Consider the following 24157-nt stretch of genomic DNA (forward strand, 5'->3'; position numbering starts at 1 on the left):
CCGCTAGTGACTGGCCAGCTCGATCAGCGCGGTACCCTGATGGATGAAGCGGCCGGAGCCGCTGGCGCCACATAGCGCGACGATGGCGGCCGCAACGTCGGTGGCGGCGATCGATCGGTAAGCGGCGGAGCGCGCCGGGGTCAGACAATCGGTCAGCGCGCTTAGACGAATGGCGATCGACTCGCCCAGCCGGTGTTCGGCGCGCTCTCCACGAAGCAATCCGGGGCGGACGATATCGAGCCGGTCGAAGCCGAGCAGGCCGATTTCCTGCTCCATCCGGCCCTTGGTCGCGAGGTAGAAACCGCGCGACGCCGAATCGGCGCCGACCGAGGAGATGACGATCATCTGACGGGCGCCAGCCACCTTGGCAGCGCGGGCGAAATCGACGACGGCGCGCCGGTCGATGCGGTCGAAGGCGTCGCGTGAGCCGGCCTTGGCGATGGTCGTGCCGAGCGCGCTGATTGCGATCCCGACTGGCTCGGCCGCGAGGGCTTCGGCCCAGCGCTCGACCGGAAGGACAATCTCGCGTGCAACCTGGCCAGTCGGCCGACGGGAGACGAGGGTCAGAGTGGCGGCCGGAAGGCGCCGGACGATTTCGCCGCCGACAAGCCCACTTGCACCGATGATCGCGACCTTCATCACCTAGAAGCGATCCGGAAGCGTGACTGGACCGATCAGCCGCTCATGCTGGGCAATGGCGAAACGGTCTGTCATCCCGGCAATGAAATCGCCGATGCCGCGCAGGCGGGCGACTTCCCCCTCGCCGCGTTGCCAGCCGGGGGGCAGCGGGGCGACCCCGTCGCGATAGGCCGCGGCAAGGTCGGCGACGATGCGCTGGGCCTCGATCCGGATCGGGGTCAGCGCGGCGCTGTTGTACAGACGCGCATAGAGGAAGCGCTTCAGTTCACGCTCTTCGGCGCCGACGGCGGGGGAAAAGCCGGCAAGCTGGCGCCCGGCGAGGCGGACGTCGTCGATGGTGGTCACGCCGGCGGCCGCGACCCGCGCTCGCGTTTCGTCCAGAACGTCGCCGACCATGGTGCCGATCATGTCACGGACCAGGGCGCGTTGGCGGCGGTCGGTCGACAGGCTCGGGTGACGTTGGCCAATCGCGGCCCAGTGGCGCGCCACGATTGGGACCTCAAGAAGTTCGTCGAGGATGAGGATGCCCGACCGAAGCCCGTCGTCGATGTCGTGGTTGTCATAGGCGATGTCGTCGGCGATCGCGGCGACCTGTGCCTCGAGTCCGGGCCAGGTGGCAAGGTCGAGTCCAAAGTCACTGTCGGCTTCGGCCAGCGCCCAGGACGGGCTGACGACGGGGCCGTTATGCTTGGCCAGGCCCTCGAGCGTCTCCCAGCTTAGATTCAACCCGTCGAACTCGGGATAGACCCCTTCGAGCGCCGTCACGAGGCGCAACGTGTGCGCATTGTGATCGAACCCGCCGACGTCGGCGAGGCTTTGCTGGAGGGCTTCCTCGCCGCCATGACCAAACGGCGGATGGCCAAGATCGTGGGCCAGGCTCAGCGCCTCGGTCAGATCCTCGTTGAGGCCGAGCACCCGCGCCATGGTCCGGCCGATCTGGGCGACTTCGATCGAATGGGTCAGGCGTACGCGGAAATGATCGCCGTCAGGAGCAATGAAGACCTGGGTCTTGTGGCGCAGGCGGCGGAAGGCGCCCGAGTGGACGATGCGATCACGGTCGCGCTGGAAGGCGTCGCGAGGCCCGCGCGGTCCACTGTCGGGTTCGGTGAACCGACGGCCGCGCGATCGGGACGGGTGCGCGGCAAGCGAGGCGAGATTCATTGCGTGACGAGTTTCCTGACGGGCTGCCCTTCTGGGCTGGTCCAGCTAAAGCTGCTGATGCCGTCGGCGGCAAGCTCGTCGAGAAAGATTTCGCTATTCTCGCGATCCTTGAACGGGCCGACGAGGAGCTTGGTGCGGCCGTCGACCTCGGCGACAAACGGGCGGATCCCCTCGAACAGCTCGGGCTTGCGCGCGGCGATCCTGGCGAACTGGCCGCCAAGCGCCCGCTCGTCGACACCGCTGGCCAGCTGGACCCAGATGCGCCTTGCCGCAGGGACGATTGCGGCGGGCGGGGCTGACGCAGTGCGGACGCTGGCGACCTGTTGCTGCGCCCCGGCGGGCGGACCCTGGACGGGAGGCGGCGTCGGCTCCCGGAGCAGGGCGTCGATCCCGCCCAGTCGATCGGCCACCGCCGGATCGCGGCGGGGGCCGGCGGGGCGGCGCGGGGCGATCGTGGCGAAGGTCGAGGTGGGGGGCGAAGGCGACACGGTCGGAGACGGTGAAGTGCTCGAAAAAACCGTTCCGTTACTGGGCATTATACCCAGATGGACCGCTGCCGCTTTCTCCGCTGCGGTAAGGCCAGCGAGGCGGCGGAAGAAGGGGTCAAGTCTGCTTGACATCCCCGGCATGGTCGCGTCGAGCGAGCGGTCGGCGGCGGCGACATCACCGACCAGCGCGTCGACGAACGCGCGGGCGCGCGCAGTCTCTCCGTCACGGCGACCGGCGAGCGGGGCGAGGGTGGCGATGGCAGCGGCGCGGTTGCCAGAAATCGCCTGGCTGAGCGCAAGGCGGCGGCGGGCTTCGTCAGGATCGGGGCCGGCGAGGCCAAGGGTATAATCAGCCTGGGCAAGCAATTGCTGGCCAAGCAGGTCGCGCGCGAGGCCACGGTCGGCGGCGTAGCTGGAGACGGGTGCTCCGGCCCTGGCGGCACGGTCGAACTCGGTCAGGGCGTGCCCCGCCTCCCCCATCGCGACCAAAGCGGCGCCCATCCCGGCCTTGGGCGCCGGGGCGTTGGGCGAGACATCGGCGGCGCGACCGAAGAAGCCAACCGCGGCTTCGGCATCGCCAGTGTCGAGCGCGGCGCGGCCGGCGCCGACCAGCGCACGATAGTCGCGCGGGCTTTGGGCGAGGACGCGGACATAGCGCGCCAGGGCGTCGGACGGCCGTTCGCCGCCGAGCGGGGCGACCGGCAGCGGCGGCGGGCTGCCGTCGATATATTGGGCACTCGCCGGAACTGCGGCGAGCAGCACGCACAGCCCCAACGCGCCGCGCGACATGAACATTTGCGCCATGATCCTCCCCATGCCCCACTTCAGCTTGCTCCAGCCTTGCTGGGAAGCGGCTCGCGGCGAGGCGTGGCGGGGAGAAGGCGAAACGAGACGGGTGGTTGATGGCGGATATGAAAAGGGCGGAGGTTGCCCCCCGCCCTTCGCAAATAGGTGGTTTTCCGCGCCCGACTACTGGTTGTTCTGGCGGTTGAGGAAACGCGGGATGTCGATCGGTTCGCGGCGGAAGCCGGGGCCGTCTTCCTCGTCAATATTGGCCTTGGGCGCGCCGCGGGCGATGTTCGACATGCGTTCGAACAAGGTACCGCTTTCGCGCTTGGCCTCACCCTCGTCGGCGGGGGCAGTAATCGGCGCCGAGGCGACCGGGCTGGTGAGGATATCGTCGCTATCGAGCAGCAACTCGTCGTCGCCGGCCTCGTCGGTCAGCTCGAGCGGCTCGTCATCGACAAAGGCGGTCGGCGCAGGGGCAGTGACGGCGACCGGGGTCGTCGGGGTCGCCGCTGTCGGGGCGGCGGCGGGTGCGCGGCTGGTCGGGAAGGTGAAGACCTTGCCCGGCTGCGGTGCGGCGACGGCGTCAACCTCGATCCCGGTGGCGACGACCGAGACGCGGATGCGGCCTTCCATGTTGTTGTTGAAGGCCGAGCCCCAGATGATGTTGGCGTCGGGATCGACCAGTTCCTTGATGTGGCTGGCGGCCTCGTCGACTTCCATCAGGCGCATGTCCTCGCCGCCGGTGATCGAGATGATGACGCCCTTGGCGCCCTTCATCGAAACGCCGTCGAGCAACGGATTGGAGATCGCCTTTTCGGCAGCCTCGATCGCGCGATTGTCGCCCGACGCTTCGCCAGTGCCCATCATCGCCTTGCCCATTTCGCCCATCACCGAGCGGACGTCGGCGAAGTCGAGGTTGATGAGACCGGGCATGACCATCAGGTCGGTGATCCCGCGAACGCCCTGCTGGAGGACTTCGTCGGCCATTTCGAAAGCCTGCTTGAAGGTCGTGTCGGCCGAGGCGAGGCGGAACAGGTTCTGGTTGGGAATGACGATCAGCGTGTCGACGTACTTCTGCAGCTCCTCGATCCCGGCGTCGGCCGCGCGGCCCCGGCGCGAGCCCTCGAAGGCGAACGGCTTGGTCACGACGCCGACGGTCAGGATGCCGCGATCCCGCGCCGCCTTGGCGATGACCGGGGCGGCACCGGTGCCGGTGCCCCCGCCCATGCCCGCAGCAATGAAGCACATGTGCGCGCCGTCGAGCGCGCGTTCGATGTCTTCCAGTGTCTCCTCGGCGGCGGCGCGACCGATTTCGGGGCGCGATCCGGCGCCGAGCCCTTGCGTGATCTTGAGACCAAGCTGGATGCGGCGATCGGCCGAGCTGGCGTTGAGCGCCTGCGCGTCGGTGTTGGCGACGAGGAACTCGACCCCCTGCACGTCCGACTTGATCATGTTGGCGATGGCGTTGCCGCCCGCGCCGCCGACGCCAATAACGGTAATCCGCGGCCGAAGCTCGTCGACTTCCGGACGGACGAAATCGATGCTCATAGGATCAACCCCCAAATTGCCAACGCGTGCGAAAACTATGCGCGGAATCTTGCACTAACGACACCCGCCACCCAAGCGAAAAATGGTCTCGGGGGCAAAAAAGGTGACCAACTGATTCATTATGGCACAGCAGTGAGTCTGTGTTGCATCTAAGTGAGTCCAAAACGCCTCAATAACCCTGTTTCAGCGCGGCGAGCAGCTTTCCGACCAAGCCAGTGGCGGCCTTTCGCTCGCGCACCGGGCGGGCGATGTCGCGAATGTCGCCCGAGCCACTGGCGGCGAGATTGGCGAGGCCGACGAGCGTGGCGAAGGCCGGGCCCGAATGGGCTTCGGGCAGGCCGGTGATGCTGCGCGGACGGCCGACGCGGACCGCGCGGCCGAGCACGCCCTGCATATAGTCGGCGATATTCTTGAGCTCGGCCCCGCCGCCGGTAAGCACGACCTGGCGCCCGACCGGGCCGGTGAAGCCGAGTTCCTTCAGCGCCTTTTCGATTTCGCCGGTCAGCGTTTCGATCCGGGCGCGGATGACGGTCATCAGCTGGGCCCGGGTCAGGCGTAGCGGCTCACCCAAGTCATCGCCGCCGACCGGGCGCGCGTCGATCATCTCGTGATTGTCGCGCGGGCTGGTCATGGCCGAGCCGTAGAAGGTCTTCAGCCGCTCGGCGTCGCGGCGCTGGATGCCGAACGCGCAGGCGATATCCTCGGTGATGTCCTTGGCGCCCAAGGGGATCGAGCGGAGCCCGACGAGCATTCCGCCGGCATGGAGCGAGACGTTGGTGACTTCGGCGCCAAGCTCGATCAGCGCAACGCCGATGTCGCGTTCTTCCTCGGTCAGGCAGGCGAGCCCGGCGGCGACCGGCGAAGCGATGATCGCGTTGACGCCGAGGTGCGCCGAGCGAATGACATAGTCGATGTTCTTGAGCGGGGCCTCGTCGGCGGCAACGACGTGGATATCGACGCCAAGCTTGTTGGCGAACAGCCCGATCGGCTGTCGCACACCCTGATTGTCGTCGATCGTGAACAAGGCGGGATTGGCGTGAAGGACGACCTGGCGTTCGCGCTGGATGGCGCCGCGGCCCGCAAGCAGCAGCTGGTCGACATCTCCCTGTTCGACCTGGTGGCCGCCGAGCTCGACTTCGACCGTCGCCTGTTCGCTGATCAGCCCGCCCGCGCCATAGCTGGCGAAAACGTCGTCGACGCTGACCCCGGCCATGCGTTCGGCGAGTTCGACGGCTTCGCGGACCGCGACCTCGCTCGCCTCCATGTCGGTAATGTAGCCGCGCTTGACCCCGCGGCTTTCGCGCTGGCCGGTGCCGAGCACGCGCAGGCGACCGTCGGGATCGCGCGCGACGATCATTGCGCTGACCTTCGACGAGCCGATGTCGAGCGCAGTAAACAGGGGGGAGTCGTTGTTCGCCGCCACCGTCAATCCTTGGTCGGAGGTGGTGCGGGCACAGCGGCGTTGGCGGCGGCCGCGTTGGCAGCTTCTGGCGGGGCGATCGCTTCGCCCGGGGCGCGCGGCAAGCGGACGGTCATCTTGCCGGGCTGGCGAAGGTCGAACCGTTTTAGCCCGCGGCCAAGTAGCCCGGCCGACTTGTCGAGCCTGGCGAATTTGGCGAGCGCATCACGGGCGGCCGCTTCGCCTTCGGGCAGGACGATCGTCTCGCCCGACTGGAAGGCGAGGTCCCAGCGACGCTGTCCGACCCAGCTGGCGGCGGAAAGCTGGGGTTTCAGCGTCGGCACGTCGGCCATCAGCCGGTCGAGCGAACTCGCCTGGCGATTGGCGCCGGGGCCGATCAGCAACGGCAGATCGGGCATTTGCGACACGGGCACGCGGTCGAGAACGACGCCATTGCTGTCGATCAACGAGAGTTGCTGATTATCCTGCCACAGCGCGGTCGGAGTGCGCTCGACAATATCGATGACCAGCCCGTCGGGCAGGCGGCGCGAGACCCGGGCATCCTTGATCCAGCCAAACTGGAGCAGCCGCTCGCGGATCGCGTCGACATCGACCAGCGCCTCGGCGGGCTTGCCCCCGGCGGTACCCATCTCGGCGGCGCGGTGGAGTTCGTCGGTGACGACCTCGTCGACCAGGCTGCGCTTCATCTTGTTGAGCCCGACGATCTGGTAGCCGTCGACCGCGAAACCGGCGCGGCCGAGCCCGTCGCCAAGCGCATTGCCGGCTTTGGCGGGCAGGTCGAGCGCGATGGCGGCGACGACGATTACCGCGACGACGAACAAAGCGAACACGCCGCGGGCGAGGCGGTTGGCCTCGGCCGTGTGGGCGGGAAGCCTGGCAGCAATGCGCTTCGACACGCCTTTGGGGACAGGCTTGCGCCGCGAGACCGAAGATCCGCGCACTGCGGCGTTCATGCTGCGGAGTCCAATGCTTCCGAGATGAGCTGTTCAACCAGTTCGCCGTAGCTGATGCCGCACTGTTTCGCTTGCTCGGGGACCAGGCTGAGCGGGGTCATCCCGGGCTGGGTGTTGACCTCGAGGAGGAAGATGCCGGCCTCGCCCTGTTCATCGTCCCAACGGAAGTCCGAGCGCGACGCGCCCTTGCAGCCGAGCAGGGCATGGCTTCGCGCGGCCATGTCCAACATCGATGCGGCAATGTCGGCGGGGATGTCGGCCGGGCAGACATGTTCGGTCACGCCGTCGGTATATTTGGCTTCGAAGTCATAGAAAACATTGTGCGGCTTCAACTCGGTCACGCACAAGGACTTGCCGCCCAGCACGGCGACGGTGAGTTCCTTGCCGCGAACGAAGGGTTCGGCGAGGAGGCGGTCGAAATGCTTCCACGGGCCCTCGCTGTCGCGGCCGATGGGGTTGCCCATATTGCCGCCGTCGGTGACGATCGCGACCCCGACCGAGCTACCCTCGTTGACCGGTTTGAGGACATAGGGGCGGGCGATCGGGTCGGCGGCGTAGAGGGTTTCACTGTCGACGATCGTGCCCGCCGGCATGCGGATGCCGTGGGGGACGAGCACCGCCTTGGTCAATTCCTTGTCGATCGCGATCGCCGAGGTGGTGACGCCCGAATGGGTATAGGGGATGCCCATCAGGTCGAGCATGCCCTGGACGGTGCCGTCCTCGCCCGGGGTGCCGTGGAGCGCATTGAACACGACATCGGGCTCAAGATCGTACAGCCGGGCCGCGACCTGGCGGTCCATGTCGACTTCGGTAACGCGCGTGAAGCCGCGTGTCCGCAGGGCCGCTGCGACCCCTGCCCCGCTCATCAGCGAGACCGGGCGTTCGGCCGACCAGCCGCCCATCAGCACGACGATATGCATGTCACGATCGACCCCGGCCACGCTCACCCTTCTGCTCCCAGTCGCTGGATTTCCCACTCGAGCCGGACGCCCGAGCGGGCCTCGACGCGGCGAATGACTTCCTCGCCCAGCGCTTCAATGTCCCGTGACGTCGCACTACCGAGGTTAAGCAGGAAGTTGCAATGCTTTGTCGATACTTGCGCGTCGCCGATGGTCAGCCCGCGGCAGCCGGCCTCGTCGATCAGCGCCCACGCCTTGTGCCCCGGCGGGTTCTTGAAGGTCGATCCGCCGGTGCGGCTGCGCAAGGGCTGCGTGTCTTCGCGGGCTTGGGCGATGCGGTCCATCTCGGCGCCGATCGCGGCGGGGTCGCCGGTGGTGCCGCGCAGGGTTGCCGAGACGACCACGGCGCCGTCGGGAAGGTCGCTGTGGCGATAGGTATAGCCGAGCCGTTCGAGCGGCCAGGTCTCGACGCCGCCGTCGCGCATGACGAGGGTCGCGTCGATGAGGATGTCGGCGACCTCGCGGCCATAAGCACCGCCGTTCATGCGGACGAAGCCGCCGACCGTGCCGGGAATGCCGCGGAGGAATTCGAGGCCCGCGATGCCCGCGTCGCGCGCGGTCGAGGAAACGAGGATCCCGCTTGTCCCGCCGCCGCAGCGAAGCGTGGTATCATCGAGCCGCTCGACCCGGGCGAAGGGCTTGCCGAGGCGAACGGTGATCCCGGGGACTCCGCCGTCGCGCACGATCATGTTGGAGCCGAGGCCAAGCGCCATCAGCGGGGTTGCGGGGTCGGTGTCGTGGAGGAAGGCGATCAGGTCATCCTGGTCGGCGGGCTCGAACAGGGTTTCTGCTGCGCCACCCGACTTGAACCAGACCAGCGGCGCCAGCGGGGCGTTGGGCGTGATCCGCCCGCGAGCACTGACCGCCACGCTCATTTGCGCGACCGGACGGCGCGGATCCCGTCGGCCAGCGACGCCGCCCATTTGGTGATGTCGCCAGCGCCCATGCAGATAACGAGGTCGCCCGACGCGGCAAGGTCGCGCAGCGCAAGGCCGAGGTCGTCCTGGTCGGTGACGGTGCGAACGGCGCGGTGGCCGTGGGCGCGCAATCCCTCGGCGAGCGCGGCACTGTCGATCCCGTCGATCGGCTGCTCGCCGGCGGCATAGACGGGGGTAATAAACACCACGTCAGCCTCGTTGAAGGCATTCTGGAAGTCCTCCATCAAGTCGCGAAGCCGGGTGAAGCGGTGCGGCTGGACGACCGCGATGACCCTGCCCCCGACCGATCCGTCGCTCGGCGAGGCGGCTTCGCGCGCGGCCGATAGCACGGCGCGAATCTCGACCGGGTGGTGGGCGTAATCGTCGATGATGACCGTGCCATCGACCGTTCCGACGCGGGTGAAGCGGCGCTTGACGCCTTCGAAGCGGGCAAAGCCGTTGGCGATGATCGCATCGGCCATGCCGAGCTCGATCCCGACCGCGATCGCGGCGAGCGAGTTGAGGACATTGTGCCGCCCGGGCATCGGCACATGGATCCCGGCGATGGTCCGCCGCGAGCCGTCGCGCTGAAGCACGACGGCGTCAAAGCGGGTGCCGTCGGCGCCGGTGGTGACATTGTCGGCGCGAAGGTCGGCCAGCGCGGAGAAGCCGTAGGTGACGACCCGGCGGTCACGGATCCGGCTGAGCATGTTCTGCACTTCAGGATGATCGACGCACAGCACCGCGAGACCATAGAAGGGGACATTCTCAACGAACTCGACGAACGCGTCCTTGACTGATTCAAAGTCGCCATAATGTTCGAGATGCTCGGGATCGATGTTGGTGACGACCGCAATCGTCCCGTCGAGGCGCAGGAAACTGCCGTCGCTTTCGTCGGCCTCGACCACCATCCAGTCGGATTTGCCCAAGCGCGCGTTGGAGCCATAAGCATTGATGACCCCGCCATTGATCACGGTCGGATCGATCCCGCCAGCGTCGAGCATTGCGGCGATCATGCTGGTCGTCGTCGTCTTGCCGTGGGTGCCGGCGACCGCGATGGTCGACTGCATCCGCATCAGCTCGGCGAGCATCTCGGCGCGGCGGACGAGCGGTAGGCGGCGCTCGATCGCGGCCTCGACCTCGACATTGCCGCGGGCGATGGCGGTCGAGCAGACCACCACCGAAGCATCCCCCAGATTGTCGGGCGAATGGCCGATCGCCACCGGGATGCCGACCTTGCGCAGGCCCTCGACGGCATAGCCCTCGGCCTGGTCCGAGCCCTGCACCTTGTAGCCCAGCTGATGCATCACTTCGGCGATGCCCGACATGCCGATCCCGCCGATGCCGACGAAGTGGATGAGGCCAATCTCGGTGCCCATGGCTTTCATGCGGCGACTCCGTTGGCGGGGGCGGCCGAGGCCTTGCGTGGCTCGAGAGTGGAGCCGACCAGTAGCGGCGACCTGCCGTTGGCGATCCGCTCGACAAGATCGGCGAGGTCACGCGCGGCGTGGGGGCGGCCGACCGACAGCGAGCGCGAGGCGGCATTGGCCAGCGCCTGCGGATCGGCGGCGAGCGCCTCGATCTGGCGGGCGAGCGTGTCGGGGGTGAAATCGGCCTGCGCGATCATCCGCGCGCCCCCCGCCGCGGCCATTTCGCGGGCGTTGACGGTCTGGTGATCATCGGCCGCGCTGGGCAAGGGAACCAGAATCGCGGGGCGTCCGGCGGCGGTCAGCTCGGCGATGGTCGAGGCGCCGGCGCGAGCGATGACGAGGTGTGCGTCGGCCAGCTTGTCGGGCATGTCGGGGATGTAGGTCATCAGTTCGGCAGGGATGCCGAGGCTCTGGTACTGGGCGCGGACGGCGTCGATGTCGTCGGGGCGGCATTGCTGGACGACCTGGAGGCGAAGGCGGAGCGACGGCGACAGCGCGCCGAGCCCCGCGGGAACGACCTGGCCGAGCACGCTCGCGCCCTGGCTTCCGCCGGTGACGAGGATCTTGAGCGGGGCATAGTCGTCGAACAGCGGGAAGGGCATTTCGCCCAGCTTTGCCACCGACGGGCGCACCGGATTGCCGACCAGCACGGTCTTGTCGGCGAAGGCGGGCTTCAGCCGTTCGACGTGCGCATAGGCGGTGGCGATGGCGGCGGCGTCGCCCGCGACCATGCGGTTGACCCGGCCGAGCAGGGCGTTCTGCTCATGGATGATCGTCGGGATGGCGAGCGAGCTAGCCGCGAGCAGCGAGGGGAAGGCCGGATAGCCGCCGAACCCGACCACGACGTCGGCCCTGGCCTCGCGGTACAATCCCTTGGCCATGCGCCGCCCGGCCAGCACCGATCGCCCCGCCTTGAGCCAGCCGAAAAGGCCGCCGCCGAGCCGTCCGGCGGGCAAAATGTGGGTCTCGATCCCGTCGAACAGGCCGGGGATCCGGGCGCCGCGATCGTCGGTGACCAGCTTGACCGCATGGCCGCGACTGCGCAACTCGCCGGCCAGCGCATGCGCCGGGACCATATGCCCGCCGGTCCCGCCTGCGGCGAGGAAGATCATCAATCGGGAAGACAATCGCCGCTCCATTTCACGACATAGGCCGAGCCCGCCAGATAGGGATTTCGCCGGGTGAAGGCGAGCAGCAATCCCATCCCGATCGACAGCGCGAGCATCGACGACCCGCCATAACTGATGAACGGCAGGGTCATCCCCTTCGACGGGGCAAGCTGGACGTTGACCGCCATGTTGATCAGCGCCTGAAGCCCGAATTCGATGACCAGCCCGGCCCCGGCAAGGATGCAGAACATATTCTCTTCGTCGAGCAGCTTGACCAGGACGCGGGCGACGATTGCGCAATAAAGCAGGGCGATGGCGAGGCAGGCGATGAGGCCAAACTCCTCGCCGATAACCGAGAAGATATAGTCGGTGTGGGGCTCGGGCAGCCCGAACTTGCGGGTGCCCCCGCCGGGACCCATCCCGAACAGTCCGCCCGCGGTCAGCGTGCGCAGCGCATTGTCTACCTGGAAGGTATCGCCCTCGCCGAACAGGAAGGCGTTGATGCGGGTCGTCGCGACCGAATAGAAGAGATAGGCGAGGATGACGGCAACCAGCCCGCCCCCGGCAAGGATGCCGAGCGTGCGCAGCTTGACCCCGCCGAGCGCGAGCATCGCCACCCACACCGATCCAAAGATGATCGTCGATCCGAAGTCGGGCTGGCGCATCAGGAGGATCGCGACGCAAGCCGTGAGCAGGCCGCTGAGCAGGAACACCGGCAGCGTCTTGTCGGTCTCGCGCAGGGACAGCAGCCACGCCAGCGCGACGACGAAGAAGGGCTTGAGGAACTCCGAAGGCTGGACCTGCGCGATGCCGACCCCGATCCAGCGCCTGGCGCCATTCACTTCGGGCCCGATGATCGGCACGAACACCAGCGCGACCATGCATACCACAGCGCCAATCAGCGCCAGCCGCCGGGCCCGCTCGCGCGGCATCATCGAAATGACGATCATCACCGGCAGCGACACCGCGATCCACAGCAGCTGGCGATAGAAATAATGGAGCGAGGCGAGATGGACGGTACCCCCCGAATAGCGTTCGGCGACCGCGGGCGAGGCGGCAGCGACCGCGATCAGCCCGATCCCGATCAGCACCGCGACGAGCAGCAGCAGGACGCGGTCAATCTCCCAGAACCAACGGCTCATCGCCGACCGGTCCGATCGGCCATAGCGATTGGGATCGACCAGTTGCCGCGCCTTGATGGTGCCCGCGATGATGCCGTTCATAAGCCCCCCACTAGCCGTCGAAACGCATCGCCGCGCGCTTCGAAATCGGTGAATTGATCGAAACTGGCGCAAGCCGGGGAAAGCAGGACGGTCTCCCCCGGTTGCGCGTCATGGGCCGCGCGCAGCACCGCGTGGGCGAGGTCGCCGCATTCTGCGACCTTGATGTGCGGGGCGAGGAGGCGGGCGAACAGGTCGGACGCCTCGCCGATGGTGTAGGCGGTGCGGACGTTTCCGAAGAAGGGCGCGCACTCGTCGAGATTGTCGGCCTTCGCCTGCCCGCCGCAGATCCAGCGGATCGCGGGGAAGGCGGCGAGCGCGGGGGCGGTGGCGGTGGCGTTGGTCGCCTTGCTGTCGTTGACGAACAGCACGCCGTCTTTCTCGCGGATCCGCTCCAGGCGGTGCGGGAGGCCGGGGTAGGTGCGAAGGGCATGGTTGATCGGGATCCAATCGATTTCGAGAGGCCACCTCGCGACGGTAATTGCAGCTGCGGCATTGCAGGCGTTATGTGGACCTTGCAACGCGGGCCAATGGCTTTGGAGGCTTAAATACGCAGGGTCTCGTTGGGAGAGCCATTTTTCACCAACTGTGAACGATCTTTCCCAGCGTGACGCAGCGCGGGCAGTTTCAGGATCGTCGGTCACGAAAACTCTTCCGAAAATCTCCCGTTCCGATTGCATCTCGAACAGCCGCGCCTTCGATGCCGCATACGCTTCAAACCCATCATATCGATCGAGATGATCCGGCGTGATGTTGAGCAGCACGGCGACGTCGCAGTCGAGGCTTTGGGTCAGGTCAATCTGGTAGCTCGACAGTTCGAGCACATAGACCCCGCCTTCAGGGAGCGGGTCCTGCGACAGGATCGGCAGGCCGATGTTGCCGCCCATCAGGCTCGGCACCCCCGCCGTCTGCAATATGTGGTGGACCAGCGCGGTGGTGGTCGACTTGCCGTTGGTGCCGGTAATCCCGACGACCTTGTGCGGCGGGAGCTCGGCGCGGGCGCGGGCGAACAGCTCGATATCGCCGATGATCTCGAGATTGGCGGCGCGGGCGCGGGCGGCGATCGGGTGGCGGTTGAGCGGCAGGCCGGGGGTGACGACCAGGCTATCGAACTGGGAGAGGTCAGCGGTGTCGAGGTCGGCGATGATTAAATCCTCCCCGGTACGGGGAGGGGGACCATCCGCAGGATGGTGGAGGGGTCCCTCGGCATGAGATGAACTCGCGTCGCGGGACCCCTCCACCATTTCGCTGTGCGGAATGGTCCCCCTCCCCGTGCCGGGGAGGATCCGCGCCTCCTCCTTGCCATCCCACGCGGTGACCTTCGCCCCGCTCGCCAGCAGCGCCTCGACGGTCGCCAGCCCTGACCGCGCAAGCCCGTAAACCGCGTAATGCTTGCCGGCGAAAGCCTTGGCGGTGATCACCGCAGCTTCAGCGTGGCGAGGCCGGCGAGGGCGAGGATGAAGGCGATGATCCAGAAGCGGATCACGACCGTCGGCTCGCTCCAGCCGAGATGTTCGAAATGATGGTGGATCGGCGCCATCTTGAACACGCGCCGCCCGGTGCGCTTGAACCAGAACACCTGGACCACGACGCTGACCGCTTCGAGCACGAACAGCCCGCCGACGATCACCAGCACCAGCTCGTGGTGCGTCGCGACCGCGATCGCGCCGAGTGCGCCGCCCAGCGCGAGGCTGCCGGTATCGCCCATGAACACCGCCGCCGGGGGCGCATTGAACCACAGGAAGGCGAGCCCCGACCCGACGATCGCCATCGTCAGCACGCTGAGGTCGCCCGCACCCAGCACATGGGGAATGCCGAGATAGGCCGAGAATTTCGCATTGCCGACGAGGTAGCTGATGATGAAAAAGGCGAGCGCGGCAATGATCACCGGCATCGTCGCCAGCCCGTCGAGCCCGTCGGTCAGATTGACCGAATTGCCGAACGCCACGATCACGAACGCCCCGAACGGGATGTACAGCCAGCCGATGTCGATCACCGGGCCGTTGTAGAAGGGCACGTAGAGATGCGTGCCGTGGTGGCGGACCATCAGCCAGGTCGCGACCCCGGCGATGAGGAATTCAAACAGCAGCCGCGTCCTGGCGGACAGCCCCTTGTGGCTTGCCTTCCTGACCTTGTCATAATCGTCGAGGAAACCGATCAGCCCGAAGCCCGCGGTGACCAGCAGGCAGGCCCAGACGTAGGGGTTGCCGAGGTCCATCCACAGCAGGACAGAGACCATCATCGAGATGAGGATCAGCAGTCCGCCCATCGTCGGGGTGCCGCGCTTGGCGAGGTGGCTTTGCGGGCCGTCGGCACGGATCGGCTGGCCCTTGCCCTGCTTCGAGCGGAGCCAGCGAATGAACGCCGGGCCGAACAACAGCCCGATCGCCAGCGCAGTCACGCTGGCCGCACCGGCACGAAAGCTGATGTAGCGAACCAGGTTCAAAAGATGCGGAAATCCGAAATATTCGGCGATCAGGTAAAGCATGGCTGACCCCCTGCCACTCGTTCGACCAGCGCCGCAAGCCCGACCGAGTTCGATGCCTTGACGAGGATCACGTCGCCGGGGGCGATCATCGCCAGAAGGAGCGCGGTCGCCTCGTCGGCATTGGTCGCTTGGTCGATAGCGACGGCGCCTTCAAGCGCGGTCTCGAGCGGACGAAATTCATCGCCGATGAGGATCAGCCGGTCGACTTTCGCGTCGAGGATCCCGGGGGCCAGCCCCGCGTGGAGCGCGTCGCCATGCTCCCCGACTTCGCGCATCGGGCCGAGCACGGCGATCCGCCGATCGACCCCGCGTTCCTCGCCAAGGCTCTTGAGTGTTGCCGCCATCGACGCTGCGTTGGCGTTGTAGCTTTCGTCGATCAGCAGCGCCGATCCCCCGTCGAGGGCAATCCGATGGCGCTCGCCGCGGCCTTTCAGCCCGCCCATGTCGGCCAGCGCGAGCCCGGCCAGCGCCAGGTCGCAATGCGCCGCTTCGACTGCCGCAAGTACCGCCAGCGAATTGGTCACCCAATGGTCGCCACGCTGGCTGATGGTATAGGTCAGGTCGCTTTCCATCAGGCGGGCGGTGATCAGGCTGCCGCCATTGTCGGCGCGGACGGCGTGGAGCGCGGCGACATCGGCCTGTGACCCGCCGAAGGTAATGATCTCGCCGGCGTGGCGCCGTGCCGCCTTGACCAGCTGGTCGCGATGGGGGGTCTCTTCGGGCACGATGGCGACGCCGTCTTCCTCCAGCCCCTCGAATATCTCGGCCTTGGCGGCGGCGATCGCCTCCATCGATCCGAGATTTTCGATATGCGCGGCGGCAATCGAAGTGACGATGGCGATGTTGGGGCGAACGAGCCGGGTCAGCGCGGCAATCTCACCGGCATTGTTCATGCCCATTTCGAGCACCGCGAAATGGCTGTCGCGTGGCATCCGCGCGAGGCTGAGCGGGACGCCGGTGTGGTTGTTGTAGCTTTTGACCGAGCGATGGACCTGGCCGCGGCAACCGCGATCGAGCGCGGCGTAAAGCGCTTCCTTGGTGCTGGTCTTGCCGACCGATCCGGTGATGCCGATGACGACCCCCGAACAGCGCGCGCGGGCCGCGACGGCGAGCGCGGCAAGCGCAGCGGCGACGTCCTCGACCAGCACATGCGGTCCCTCGACGGCGTGCGACACGATCGCCCCGCTCGCCCCGGCGGCGAAGGCGGACAGGACGAAATCATGCCCGTCGGCGACGGTCCCCGGCATCGCGACGAACAAGTCGCCCGGGCCGACTTCGCGGCTGTCGAAGGTCACGCCGCTCGCCTCGAAGGCGGCGCTCGCCCGGCCCCCGGTCGCAGCCTCGATTTCGGCGCTGGTCCACAATATCGTCACGCGGCGCACTCGCGCGCGACCGCGACATCGTCGAACGGCACGGTGCGGTCGGCGAGGACCTGGCCCTGCTCATGCCCCTTGCCCGCAAGCAGCACGATATCCCCTTCGCGCGCCTCGGCGATGGCGGCGGCAATCGCCTCGCGCCGTCCGCCAATTTCGCGCAAGCCGGAAGCCCCGGCCATCACGGCAGCGCGGATCGTGGCGGGGTCTTCCGATCGCGGATTATCGTCGGTGACGATGCCGATATCGGCGAGCCTTGCTGCAACCTCGCCCATCGGTCCGCGCTTGCCCATGTCGCGATCCCCGCCCGCGCCAAACACGATGATCAGGCGGCCGCTGACGTGGGGTCGAAGCGCGACGATCGCCGCCTCGATCGCATCGGGGGTGTGGGCATAGTCGACATAGACCGGCACCCCACCCGCCGTGATCACTGCCCGTTCCAGCCGCCCGCGCACCGGGGCCAGCCGCCCCATCCCCCACAGCGTCTTGTCGAACGACGCGCCGGTGGCCAGCATTAGCCCCGCCGCGACCAGCACGTTGGCCGCCTGATAAGCGCCGATCAGCGGCAGGCTGAGCTTATGCTCCTTGCCATCATGGCGAAGCACCAGCACCTGCCCCAGCGGGGTCGGCGCCTGCGACACCAGCTCGATCGTCTCGGCCCCCGGCCCGACGGTAACAATGTTCAGTCCACGCGCCCGGACATGGTCGATGACCGCGCCCGATCGCGGATCGCCGGTCCACACCACCGCCACACCGTCGTCGGCGACAACCTCGTCGAACAGGCGCATCTTGGCGGCGAAATAGCTGTCCATGTCGGCATGATAATCGAGGTGATCGCGGCTCAGATTGGTGAAAGCGGCGGCCGCTACCCGCTGCCCCTCGGAGCGAAACTGGTCGAGCCCGTGGGACGAGGCCTCATAGGCGACGTGGCTGATCCCCATCCGCCGGAGCCCCGACAGGTTCGACAGGAAGGTCACGATGTCGGGAGTGGTCAGCCCGGTCGTCACCTGGTCGTCGGCGGTGGTCACGCCAAGCGTCCCGATCGACGCCGAGCGATAGCCCGCCATCCGCCACAATTGCCGCGCCATTTCGACGGTCGATGTCTTGCCGTTGGTCCCGGTGACCGCGACGATCGTGTCGGGATAGGGCGCGAGAAGTTTGGCGGCGAGCTTTGCGAACAGCCGCCGCGGCTCCGCATCGGCCAAGTGCACCGCGCCTGCAACCACCGCCTCTGGCCGGGCGACGACCGCCACCGCGCCGCGCTCGACTGCGCTGGCGATATAGTCCTCACCATTGTGAACGCTGCCGGGGAAGGCGCCGAACAAGCAGCCCGCGGTCACCTTGCGGCTATCGATCGCCGCGCCGGATATCTCCAGGTCAGAGTCGATCTTCACCAGATCAGCGTTCCCGCTGTCGTCGATCTTCATCAGATCACCGAGGCGCACCGCTCACTTCTCCTTTTCGTGAACGAAGGGCAGGACCTCACTCATATTGGCGTCGCGCTTCATGTCGGGGCGCACGCCCAGCATCGGCGCGATCCGGCTGACCGTGCGACCGACCAGCGGCGCGACGTTCCACCCGGCGGTGTGAAAGCCAAAGGTCTTGGGGGTCGGCTTGGGATCGTCGAGCATGGCGACGATGACATAGCGCGGCTCCTCCATCGGGAAGACCCCGGCAAAGGTCGTGACCACCGACGCCGATGTATAATGGCCGCCGACGATCTTCTCGGCGGTCCCGGTCTTGCCGCCGATGCGATAGCCCGGCGCGTCGGCATTTTTGCCGGTGCCCTTCATCACCACCAGCCGCAGCAGCGATCGCGACTTGTAGCTCGTTTCCTCGGTGAACACGCGGTGCGCCGGGCCGACCGGATGATTTTTGTCGACCTTGAGGATCGTCGCCGGATGATAAACGCCGCCATTGAACAGGGTGGCATAGCCTGTTGCAAGATGGAGCGGGGTGACCGCGATGCCGTGGCCAAAGCCGACGGTCATCGTCGCAATCTCGCCCCAGTCATTGCCCGGGGTCAGCGTCCGCCCGCGCTCGCGAAGCTCGATCGCGACCGGCGCCATGAAGCCCATCTTGGTCAGGAATTCCCGCTGGCGTGCAGCCCCCACCTGAAGCGCGATCTGCGCCGTGCCGATGTTCGAGCTTTCCATCATGATCTCGGCGACCGAGCAAGCGCGGCCATAGGGATGGGTGTCGTGCACCGTCACCTTGCCGTAGTGGAATTCCTTGGGGCAATTATACATTTGCCCCATCGACTTCACGATCCCCGAGTCCATCGCCATGGCGACGGTAAACGGCTTGAAGGTCGATCCCAGCTCATAGACGCCGAGCGTTGCGCGGTTGAAGCGCGCCTCGGGCGACCCCTGCCCCGCGATATTGGGGTTCAGCGTCGGCAGCGAGGTCATCGCCAGCACTTCGCCAGTATGGACGTCCATCACCACGCCCGCCGCGCCGATCGCCGAAAATTCGGTCATCGCCGCATTGAGCTCATGCTCGAGCGCCTGCTGGACCTTGCTCGAAATCGACAGGGTGAGCGGCTCGCCGCGCGTTGCGGGGTCGGACAGCCGCTTGTCGAACGCCCGCTCGGCCCCGGCGGCGCCATGGCCGTCGATGTCGGTGAAGCCCAGCACATGCGCGGCCAGGCTGGTCTGCGGATACAGGCGATCAGGCGTCCGCTCGAGCGCCATGCCGGGCTCGCCCAGCGCATTGATCGCCTCGACCAGCTGCGGCGAGGCGCGGCGGCGAAGGTAGAAGAACGGCTTGCCCGAGCGGATCATGGCAAAATAGCTCGCCTCGTCCTTTTCGGGCATCAGCTTCGCCAGGTTGCGCGCCAGTTCCAGCTTGTCGCCGATGACCTTGGTCGGCTGGAGCGCAATGCTCCACACGTCGATCGAGCTTGCCAGCGGCTGGCCGTCACGATCGACGATATCCCCGCGCGGCGGGATCAATGCGCTGACCATCCCGCGCCGCCCGGCATGATCGCCGAACGCCGCGAGCCACAGCAGGCGGCACACGATCAGCGCGATGATCACGCCATAGACGATCAGGCCGAACATCAGCCGCTGGTGGAGAACCGCAAGAATCTGCCGACGCTGTCCGACCAGGCGGAGCCGCTCGGGCCGGGCGACGAGAGCGGGCGTCGGTGCGTTCATCAGTGGTTGGCTTTGTCCCTGGTGGTGCCGCTCTTGACCGGCGTAACTGACGCCTTGGCGTCATGCTTGGCCGACGGCAAGGGCGCTTGACGGGCGGCCGTCGCGATCTTGACGGACTTCGTCGTTATCGCGGGAGTTCCAGCGAGTTTACGCGATATTTTCGGCGGCGCCGCCGCCGTCGGATCGTTTGACGGGCTGTAGCTGGCGACATGCATCATGCTTGCCGCGCTGCCATTGCGGGGAGTTGCCTGCTGAGTTGAAGCAGGCGCCGGCTGGCTCGGCACCGACGAACTCGCCGCGACATCGGCGTCATCGTCACTGATCGGACGCGCCGGGGCGGGCTTGGGCGCCGCCGCCAGCACCACCGGCGCCGTCATGTCAATCTCGTCGCTCGGCCGGGCGAGGCGCGCCAGCTGATAGCCGCCGTCGACGAACTGATCGGCCTTGGGCGCCGACAGGGCGAGCACCTTGACGTTCCACCGCTCGAGTTGCTCAAGCCGGCCGCGCGTGCCGATCTCGGTCTGCAGCGTGCGAATGTCGCGCTGGGCCAGGACGATGCTGTTCTCGACCTCCTCGAGCCCGGCGCGCTCGGCGGCGACTCTCAGCGACACCAGGTAACAACCCAGTGCGGCAACGGCGACGGTGGCGACCGACACGACGGGTCGGAAGGAACGGACGCTCATGCGCGGCCTCCTGAAGTTTTACGCTTGGGGGACTGGCCAGAAGACTGGCGTGACGACCCAGCAGTGGCACGAAGCACCAGCGGCTGGTCCCACGCGGGCGCATCGGTGCGGACTGCGGACCGCAGCCTGGCCGAGCGCGCGCGCGGGTTACGGGCCAATTCGGCGTCCGATGCGGACAACGGCTTGGCAATGTCGGTGAAGCTGGGGGTCGGCCCGGCGGCGGCCAGCGGGCGATGGCGCGATCCGGCCGGCACGTCGCCGCTGCGTTCTTTCATGAAGCGCTTGACGATGCGGTCTTCCAGGCTGTGGAAGGTGACCACCGCCAGCCGACCGCCGGGACGAAGCGACTTCTCCGCCGCGCGCAGCCCCGCCTCCAATTCGTCGAGCTCGGCGTTGAGATGAATCCGGATCGCCTGGAAGGTGCGCGTCGCGGGGTCGCTCTTCATCCCCGCATGGTAACGAAGCGCCTTGCGCACCACCGTCGCCAGCTCTGCCGTGCGCGTCAACGGCCGCGCCGCGACGATCGCGCGGGCGACCGAACGCGCCCGCGGCTCCTCGCCATATTCCTTGATGACGCGCGCAATCTCGGCCTCGTCGGCCTCGTTGAGAAACTCCGCCGCGGTCAGCCCGGCCTGGCTCATCCGCATGTCGAGCGGTCCGTCCTGGCCAAACGCGAACCCCCGCTCGGCCTGGTCGAGCTGCATCGAGCTGACACCGATATCGAGCACGATCGCATCGACCGGCGACAGGCCGCGCTCCTCGAGCACCCGGTCCATCTGGCTGAAGCGTTCCTCGATCAGCAATAATCTGGGGTCAGGGACGAGCGTCGGCCCGTTCGCAATCGCATCCGGATCGCGATCGAAGCCGATCACTCGCCCCACCCCCGCTCCGAGCAGGGCTTTGGTATAGCCCCCCGCTCCGAACGTGCCGTCGACCACGCAGGAGTCAGGCACGACCCCCAGCGCGGCGACGACTTCATCGACCAATACCGGCACGTGGCCCGTGGGGACGGTCATTTCGGCAAAGGGACTCATGCCGAAAGACCCCGTTCCTCGAGCCGGAAGCGGGCGATGTCCTTCATGTCCTCGGGGATGCGTGCATCCTCAAGGAACAGCTTTGGATTCCAGATTTGAAACGTCTCGCCGGTGCCAAGGAACAGCGCGAGCTCGCCGATCTGGCCCTTGGCGCGCATCATCGGCGGCAACACGATCCGCCCCGACGTGTCGTAGGGCGTCTCTTCGGTCGCGGCGAAGGCCATCATGTTGCGCTGCTGATAGGCCAGTTCGGCGTCGGGGTTGGTCTCTTCCTTTTCCAGCAACCGCTCCAGCTTCAGGTGGCGAGCGGCGGCGAAACCGGGGTCATAGGCCGACAGCGCGGGAAACTGGTCGTGCTTGGCAAGGACGATGGTGCGGGCATCGCCGCGACGCTCGATCACCTGGCGCAGGAACGCCGGCACAGACACACGCCCCTTGGCGTCGACCGCGTTCAGCGCGCTTCCCTGGAACAGATGCTCCAACGCCACCGACTGCTTGCTCCCCTGTTGCGCCTTGGCGCTTGCCTCCGTCGTCCAAGCGCAGAGCTTCCCCGTCCGGCGCGACACGGGTCACGACGGGAGAAGATCGACTCCAATAGGGTTGCCCCACGCTACGGTGACTGTTGGTAACTCAGGTTAAGCGGGGATACAATGGGAATTGATGCCATTACTGGGGAATTCATGCCACCAATCGGATTAGCGTGAGTTTTCCGGGATAAATTGGGCACCACTTATTCTTGCGTTCACTTGTTGTTCTCAGGCGGACAAGCCTGTGGATAACCCTGTTGGCAAGCAACGGTGCCGCCGCGCCACAGTCGATTTCAAGTAAAGCGATGCGCGTCGCGAGACCCGCGCGAAATCAACGTGCTGGGCTGGTTTCCAGCCGTGCAAGCTCCGCCACGACCGAGTCGAGATTGCCCCCAATCGCTTTCCCCGACTGGGCCGGGTCGATCAGGTCGGCGTCGGCAATCACCGTCACCGCGCCGCGCCCGATGCGACAGCGCGCCACGATCCGGCCGGCGAGCAGGGTGCACCCGGGCGCCCGCAACCGCCCCGGCGACAGCAGCAGAAGGGGACGTCCGTCGAGCATCGCCCGCACCGGCCCCCGCGCCGCCGGTCGCTCCAGCGCCATCCCCCAATGCGCCAGCAGCCCGGTATCGGCATAGCCCGGCGGCGGGCGAAGCGGGTCGCCCAGCCCGCGCTCGCTCGGCCAGTCGAGCATCGGATCGGCCATCAGCAGCAATCGCCCGCCGCCACGCACCCACGCATCGAGATCGACCAGCGCCTCGGCGGTCTGCGCCCGCGGATGCGCCATCAGCAGCATCCGTCCCCGCCCCAGCCCGGCCGAATCGGCCAGCGCGATCGGCCGCATGCGATAGCGTCGCTCGAGCCGCGACAGGATCATCGACCCGCCCGCACCCTTCCCCGGCGCGAGCGTGAATTTTTCGCTGAAGATAATCGGCAGGCTGCTCAGCAGCATCAACTCGGGCCGATCGCCCGGCGCCCGGTCCGCAATCGCCGGCGCCTCCCGCTGTGCCCCGACAAATGCTCCCGCCCCGGCCACGCCGATCAGCGCGGCAGCGGCGGCGATTGCCCACCGGTTCATCGCGTCTTGTTGGTCGCCGCGCTGCCATTTCCCGCTTCAGCGGACGCGCCGGGCGCAACCCCCAGGTCCGACAGCGGATCGCTCGGCTGGCTATTCTGGGCGCTGCTGGCGGCATTGGGCACGACCTGGCTGTCGCGGCTCGACTTGCTGACGACCGCGCCGAGCAAGACCAGCAAGAAGACGAAGGCGAGCCCCGTCAGTCCGATCCTTATGCGCTGCACATCGCCCTTCCCATGCATCGTCCCCACGCAACCCAGCGTAAGGCTCGCGAGTTTCGATTGCAAACGCGCCTTGACGGCGCTCCTTCGACCCGCAAAGGCGAATATCATGAACCGCACCCTCACCCTCGCCCTTCTTGCTTCCGCCGTGCTCGCCGGCTGTGGCAAATCCAACAACACCATTGTCGCCGGCACGCCCGAGCGCGGCCAGGCCGCCAACGCCCCGGTCAACACGGCGGGCGTCGTCCTTCCGCCGATGATCGAAGCCAGCAAGTCGTATCGCTGCAAGGACAATACGGTCGTCTACATCGACTGGCTCAACGACAAGAAGACCGCCGACATCCACGCCTCGAAGGAAGGCACCCCCAACCGCGTCATCGCCACCGAGGCCGGCAAGCCGATGTCGGGTGCGGGCTATTCGCTCACCGGCACCAAGGACGCCGCCTCGGTCAGCGTAGAGCGCCCCGGCAAGGGCACGCAGAGCTGCAAGGCGTAACGCCGAGCTTTCATTCGCGATAACCAGCGGCGGGCCCCACGGTCCGCCGTTTTTTTGTGGGGGCGCATTGCTTGGATGCAGCGCCCCCACCAAACCCGTCATCCCGGGCTTGACCCGGGGCCCCGCTTCTTCTCGATAGAGCGATGGAAAAGGGCGGCTGGGTCTACATCATGTCGGATCGCTACCGAGGAACGATGTACGTCGGCGTCACCGCCGATCTCGCTGCGCGTGCCTTCCAGCATCGCACCGGCGAAGGATCAGACTTTTGCCGACGCTACGGCCTGACCCGACTGGTCTGGGCCGAGCACGGCGACTCGATCACCGACTGTATCGCGCACGAGAAGCGCGTTAAGCGGTGGCGGCGGGAATGGAAATTCGCGCTCGTTGAGCAGGCCAACCCCGATTGGCTCGACCTCCACGATACGCTTGGCTGACCGGCCGAAGAAGCGGGACCCCGGGTCAAGCCCGG

23 protein-coding genes are annotated in these 24157 nt (G+C 67.1%); 2 read left to right on the forward strand and 21 right to left on the reverse strand.

The features are described 5' to 3' along the window. Window positions 1-3: 3 nt before the first annotated feature. The 21 genes from U1700_RS00825 to U1700_RS00925 all read right to left on the reverse strand — a co-directional run bounded on the left by U1700_RS00825 (window position 4) and on the right by U1700_RS00925 (window position 23195). Window positions 4-639, reverse strand: coding sequence for an NAD-dependent dehydratase (locus tag U1700_RS00825; protein WP_332749326.1), 636 nt, complete (start codon window positions 637-639; stop codon window positions 4-6). A 3-nt stretch (window positions 640-642) separates the two neighbouring features. Further along, a complete protein-coding gene (locus U1700_RS00830) occupies window positions 643-1800 on the reverse strand; it encodes a deoxyguanosinetriphosphate triphosphohydrolase (RefSeq protein ID WP_332749328.1) in 1158 nt (385 codons plus the stop codon). Beyond that, on the reverse strand, window positions 1797-3092 hold the full coding sequence (locus tag U1700_RS00835) for a tetratricopeptide repeat protein (RefSeq protein ID WP_332749330.1): 1296 nt from the start codon (window positions 3090-3092) through the stop codon (window positions 1797-1799). Before U1700_RS00835 ends, U1700_RS00830 begins: the two co-directional genes overlap by 4 nt. A 165-nt stretch (window positions 3093-3257) precedes the next feature. Next, window positions 3258-4625, reverse strand: coding sequence for a cell division protein FtsZ (gene ftsZ, locus U1700_RS00840; protein ID WP_332749332.1), 1368 nt, complete (start codon window positions 4623-4625; stop codon window positions 3258-3260). Window positions 4626-4794: 169 nt separating this feature from the next. Next, a complete protein-coding gene (gene ftsA / locus U1700_RS00845; protein WP_332749334.1) occupies window positions 4795-6048 on the reverse strand; it encodes a cell division protein FtsA in 1254 nt (417 codons plus the stop codon). Window positions 6049-6050: 2 nt separating this feature from the next. Further along, window positions 6051-6998 (reverse strand): cell division protein FtsQ/DivIB, encoded by a 948-nt coding sequence (locus tag U1700_RS00850; protein WP_332749335.1) that lies wholly within the window; start codon window positions 6996-6998, stop codon window positions 6051-6053. Then, window positions 6995-7918: a D-alanine--D-alanine ligase gene (locus U1700_RS00855; protein ID WP_332751072.1), complete on the reverse strand. Its 924-nt coding sequence runs from the start codon at window positions 7916-7918 to the stop codon at window positions 6995-6997. Before U1700_RS00855 ends, U1700_RS00850 begins: the two co-directional genes overlap by 4 nt. Window positions 7919-7941: 23 nt before the next feature. Further along, on the reverse strand, window positions 7942-8832 hold the full coding sequence (murB, locus tag U1700_RS00860) for a UDP-N-acetylmuramate dehydrogenase (protein ID WP_332749336.1): 891 nt from the start codon (window positions 8830-8832) through the stop codon (window positions 7942-7944). Further along, a complete protein-coding gene (murC, locus tag U1700_RS00865) occupies window positions 8829-10262 on the reverse strand; it encodes a UDP-N-acetylmuramate--L-alanine ligase (protein WP_332749338.1) in 1434 nt (477 codons plus the stop codon). The genes murB and murC overlap by 4 nt, the downstream gene beginning before the upstream one ends. Continuing rightward, on the reverse strand, window positions 10259-11416 hold the full coding sequence (murG, locus tag U1700_RS00870; protein ID WP_332749340.1) for an undecaprenyldiphospho-muramoylpentapeptide beta-N-acetylglucosaminyltransferase: 1158 nt from the start codon (window positions 11414-11416) through the stop codon (window positions 10259-10261). Before murG ends, murC begins: the two co-directional genes overlap by 4 nt. After that, window positions 11416-12636 (reverse strand): FtsW/RodA/SpoVE family cell cycle protein, encoded by a 1221-nt coding sequence (locus U1700_RS00875; protein WP_332749342.1) that lies wholly within the window; start codon window positions 12634-12636, stop codon window positions 11416-11418. The genes murG and U1700_RS00875 overlap by 1 nt, the downstream gene beginning before the upstream one ends. Next, the gene (gene murD / locus U1700_RS00880) at window positions 12633-14054 is read right to left on the reverse strand and encodes a UDP-N-acetylmuramoyl-L-alanine--D-glutamate ligase (RefSeq protein ID WP_332749343.1); all 1422 of its coding nucleotides are present in this window, start codon (window positions 14052-14054) and stop codon (window positions 12633-12635) included. Before murD ends, U1700_RS00875 begins: the two co-directional genes overlap by 4 nt. Continuing rightward, the gene (gene mraY / locus U1700_RS00885) at window positions 14051-15121 is read right to left on the reverse strand and encodes a phospho-N-acetylmuramoyl-pentapeptide-transferase (RefSeq protein WP_332749344.1); all 1071 of its coding nucleotides are present in this window, start codon (window positions 15119-15121) and stop codon (window positions 14051-14053) included. Before mraY ends, murD begins: the two co-directional genes overlap by 4 nt. Next, window positions 15109-16494 (reverse strand): UDP-N-acetylmuramoyl-tripeptide--D-alanyl-D-alanine ligase, encoded by a 1386-nt coding sequence (locus tag U1700_RS00890; RefSeq protein WP_332751075.1) that lies wholly within the window; start codon window positions 16492-16494, stop codon window positions 15109-15111. The genes mraY and U1700_RS00890 overlap by 13 nt, the downstream gene beginning before the upstream one ends. Then, the gene (locus tag U1700_RS00895; RefSeq protein WP_443025859.1) at window positions 16491-17939 is read right to left on the reverse strand and encodes a UDP-N-acetylmuramoyl-L-alanyl-D-glutamate--2,6-diaminopimelate ligase; all 1449 of its coding nucleotides are present in this window, start codon (window positions 17937-17939) and stop codon (window positions 16491-16493) included. Before U1700_RS00895 ends, U1700_RS00890 begins: the two co-directional genes overlap by 4 nt. A gap of 3 nt (window positions 17940-17942) precedes the next feature. After that, window positions 17943-19652 carry a peptidoglycan D,D-transpeptidase FtsI family protein gene (locus U1700_RS00900; protein ID WP_332749345.1) on the reverse strand — a complete coding sequence of 570 codons (1710 nt, stop codon included), beginning with the start codon at window positions 19650-19652 and terminating at the stop codon, window positions 17943-17945. Beyond that, window positions 19652-20335 carry a hypothetical protein gene (locus U1700_RS00905; RefSeq protein ID WP_332749347.1) on the reverse strand — a complete coding sequence of 228 codons (684 nt, stop codon included), beginning with the start codon at window positions 20333-20335 and terminating at the stop codon, window positions 19652-19654. Before U1700_RS00905 ends, U1700_RS00900 begins: the two co-directional genes overlap by 1 nt. Continuing rightward, window positions 20332-21369: a 16S rRNA (cytosine(1402)-N(4))-methyltransferase RsmH gene (rsmH, locus tag U1700_RS00910; RefSeq protein ID WP_332749349.1), complete on the reverse strand. Its 1038-nt coding sequence runs from the start codon at window positions 21367-21369 to the stop codon at window positions 20332-20334. Before rsmH ends, U1700_RS00905 begins: the two co-directional genes overlap by 4 nt. Beyond that, window positions 21366-21857, reverse strand: coding sequence for a division/cell wall cluster transcriptional repressor MraZ (locus tag U1700_RS00915; RefSeq protein WP_332749350.1), 492 nt, complete (start codon window positions 21855-21857; stop codon window positions 21366-21368). Before U1700_RS00915 ends, rsmH begins: the two co-directional genes overlap by 4 nt. 370 nt (window positions 21858-22227) lie before the next feature. Beyond that, complete coding sequence (locus U1700_RS00920; RefSeq protein ID WP_332749351.1) at window positions 22228-22974, reverse strand: hypothetical protein; 747 nt, start codon at window positions 22972-22974, stop codon at window positions 22228-22230. Beyond that, on the reverse strand, window positions 22971-23195 hold the full coding sequence (locus U1700_RS00925) for a hypothetical protein (RefSeq protein WP_332749352.1): 225 nt from the start codon (window positions 23193-23195) through the stop codon (window positions 22971-22973). The genes U1700_RS00920 and U1700_RS00925 overlap by 4 nt, the downstream gene beginning before the upstream one ends. A 106-nt stretch (window positions 23196-23301) precedes the next feature. Between U1700_RS00925 and U1700_RS00930 the strand changes: the two genes are divergently transcribed. Together U1700_RS00930 and U1700_RS00935 are read left to right on the forward strand one after the other, a co-directional pair. Next, entirely contained in the window at window positions 23302-23688 is a 387-nt protein-coding gene (locus U1700_RS00930; protein ID WP_332749353.1) for a hypothetical protein, read from the forward strand. A gap of 143 nt (window positions 23689-23831) precedes the next feature. Next, a complete protein-coding gene (locus tag U1700_RS00935) occupies window positions 23832-24122 on the forward strand; it encodes a GIY-YIG nuclease family protein (RefSeq protein ID WP_332749355.1) in 291 nt (96 codons plus the stop codon). The last annotated feature ends 35 nt before the right edge of the window (window positions 24123-24157 follow it).

It is taken from the genome of Sphingomonas sp. RB1R13 (assembly GCF_036663775.1).
Lineage (GTDB): Bacteria > Pseudomonadota > Alphaproteobacteria > Sphingomonadales > Sphingomonadaceae > Sphingomicrobium.

Bases quoted from the DNA above. Each gene is read 5' to 3' on its own strand.
- U1700_RS00825 (WP_332749326.1), bottom strand. From the start codon at position 639: ATGAAGGTCGCGATCATCGGTGCAAGTGGGCTTGTCGGCGGCGAAATC.
- U1700_RS00830 (WP_332749328.1), bottom strand. From the start codon at position 1,800: ATGAATCTCGCCTCGCTTGCCGCGCACCCGTCCCGATCGCGCGGCCGT.
- U1700_RS00835 (WP_332749330.1), bottom strand. From the start codon at position 3,092: ATGGCGCAAATGTTCATGTCGCGCGGCGCGTTGGGGCTGTGCGTGCTG.
- ftsZ (WP_332749332.1), bottom strand. From the start codon at position 4,625: ATGAGCATCGATTTCGTCCGTCCGGAAGTCGACGAGCTTCGGCCGCGG.
- U1700_RS00850 (WP_332749335.1), bottom strand. From the start codon at position 6,998: ATGAACGCCGCAGTGCGCGGATCTTCGGTCTCGCGGCGCAAGCCTGTC.
- U1700_RS00855 (WP_332751072.1), bottom strand. From the start codon at position 7,918: ATGCATATCGTCGTGCTGATGGGCGGCTGGTCGGCCGAACGCCCGGTC.
- murB (WP_332749336.1), bottom strand. From the start codon at position 8,832: ATGAGCGTGGCGGTCAGTGCTCGCGGGCGGATCACGCCCAACGCCCCG.
- murC (WP_332749338.1), bottom strand. From the start codon at position 10,262: ATGAAAGCCATGGGCACCGAGATTGGCCTCATCCACTTCGTCGGCATC.
- murG (WP_332749340.1), bottom strand. From the start codon at position 11,416: ATGATCTTCCTCGCCGCAGGCGGGACCGGCGGGCATATGGTCCCGGCG.
- U1700_RS00875 (WP_332749342.1), bottom strand. From the start codon at position 12,636: ATGAACGGCATCATCGCGGGCACCATCAAGGCGCGGCAACTGGTCGAT.
- mraY (WP_332749344.1), bottom strand. From the start codon at position 15,121: ATGCTTTACCTGATCGCCGAATATTTCGGATTTCCGCATCTTTTGAAC.
- U1700_RS00900 (WP_332749345.1), bottom strand. From the start codon at position 19,652: ATGAACGCACCGACGCCCGCTCTCGTCGCCCGGCCCGAGCGGCTCCGC.
- U1700_RS00905 (WP_332749347.1), bottom strand. From the start codon at position 20,335: ATGAGCGTCCGTTCCTTCCGACCCGTCGTGTCGGTCGCCACCGTCGCC.
- rsmH (WP_332749349.1), bottom strand. From the start codon at position 21,369: ATGAGTCCCTTTGCCGAAATGACCGTCCCCACGGGCCACGTGCCGGTA.
- U1700_RS00920 (WP_332749351.1), bottom strand. From the start codon at position 22,974: ATGAACCGGTGGGCAATCGCCGCCGCTGCCGCGCTGATCGGCGTGGCC.
- U1700_RS00930 (WP_332749353.1), top strand. From the start codon at position 23,302: ATGAACCGCACCCTCACCCTCGCCCTTCTTGCTTCCGCCGTGCTCGCC.
- U1700_RS00935 (WP_332749355.1), top strand. From the start codon at position 23,832: ATGGAAAAGGGCGGCTGGGTCTACATCATGTCGGATCGCTACCGAGGA.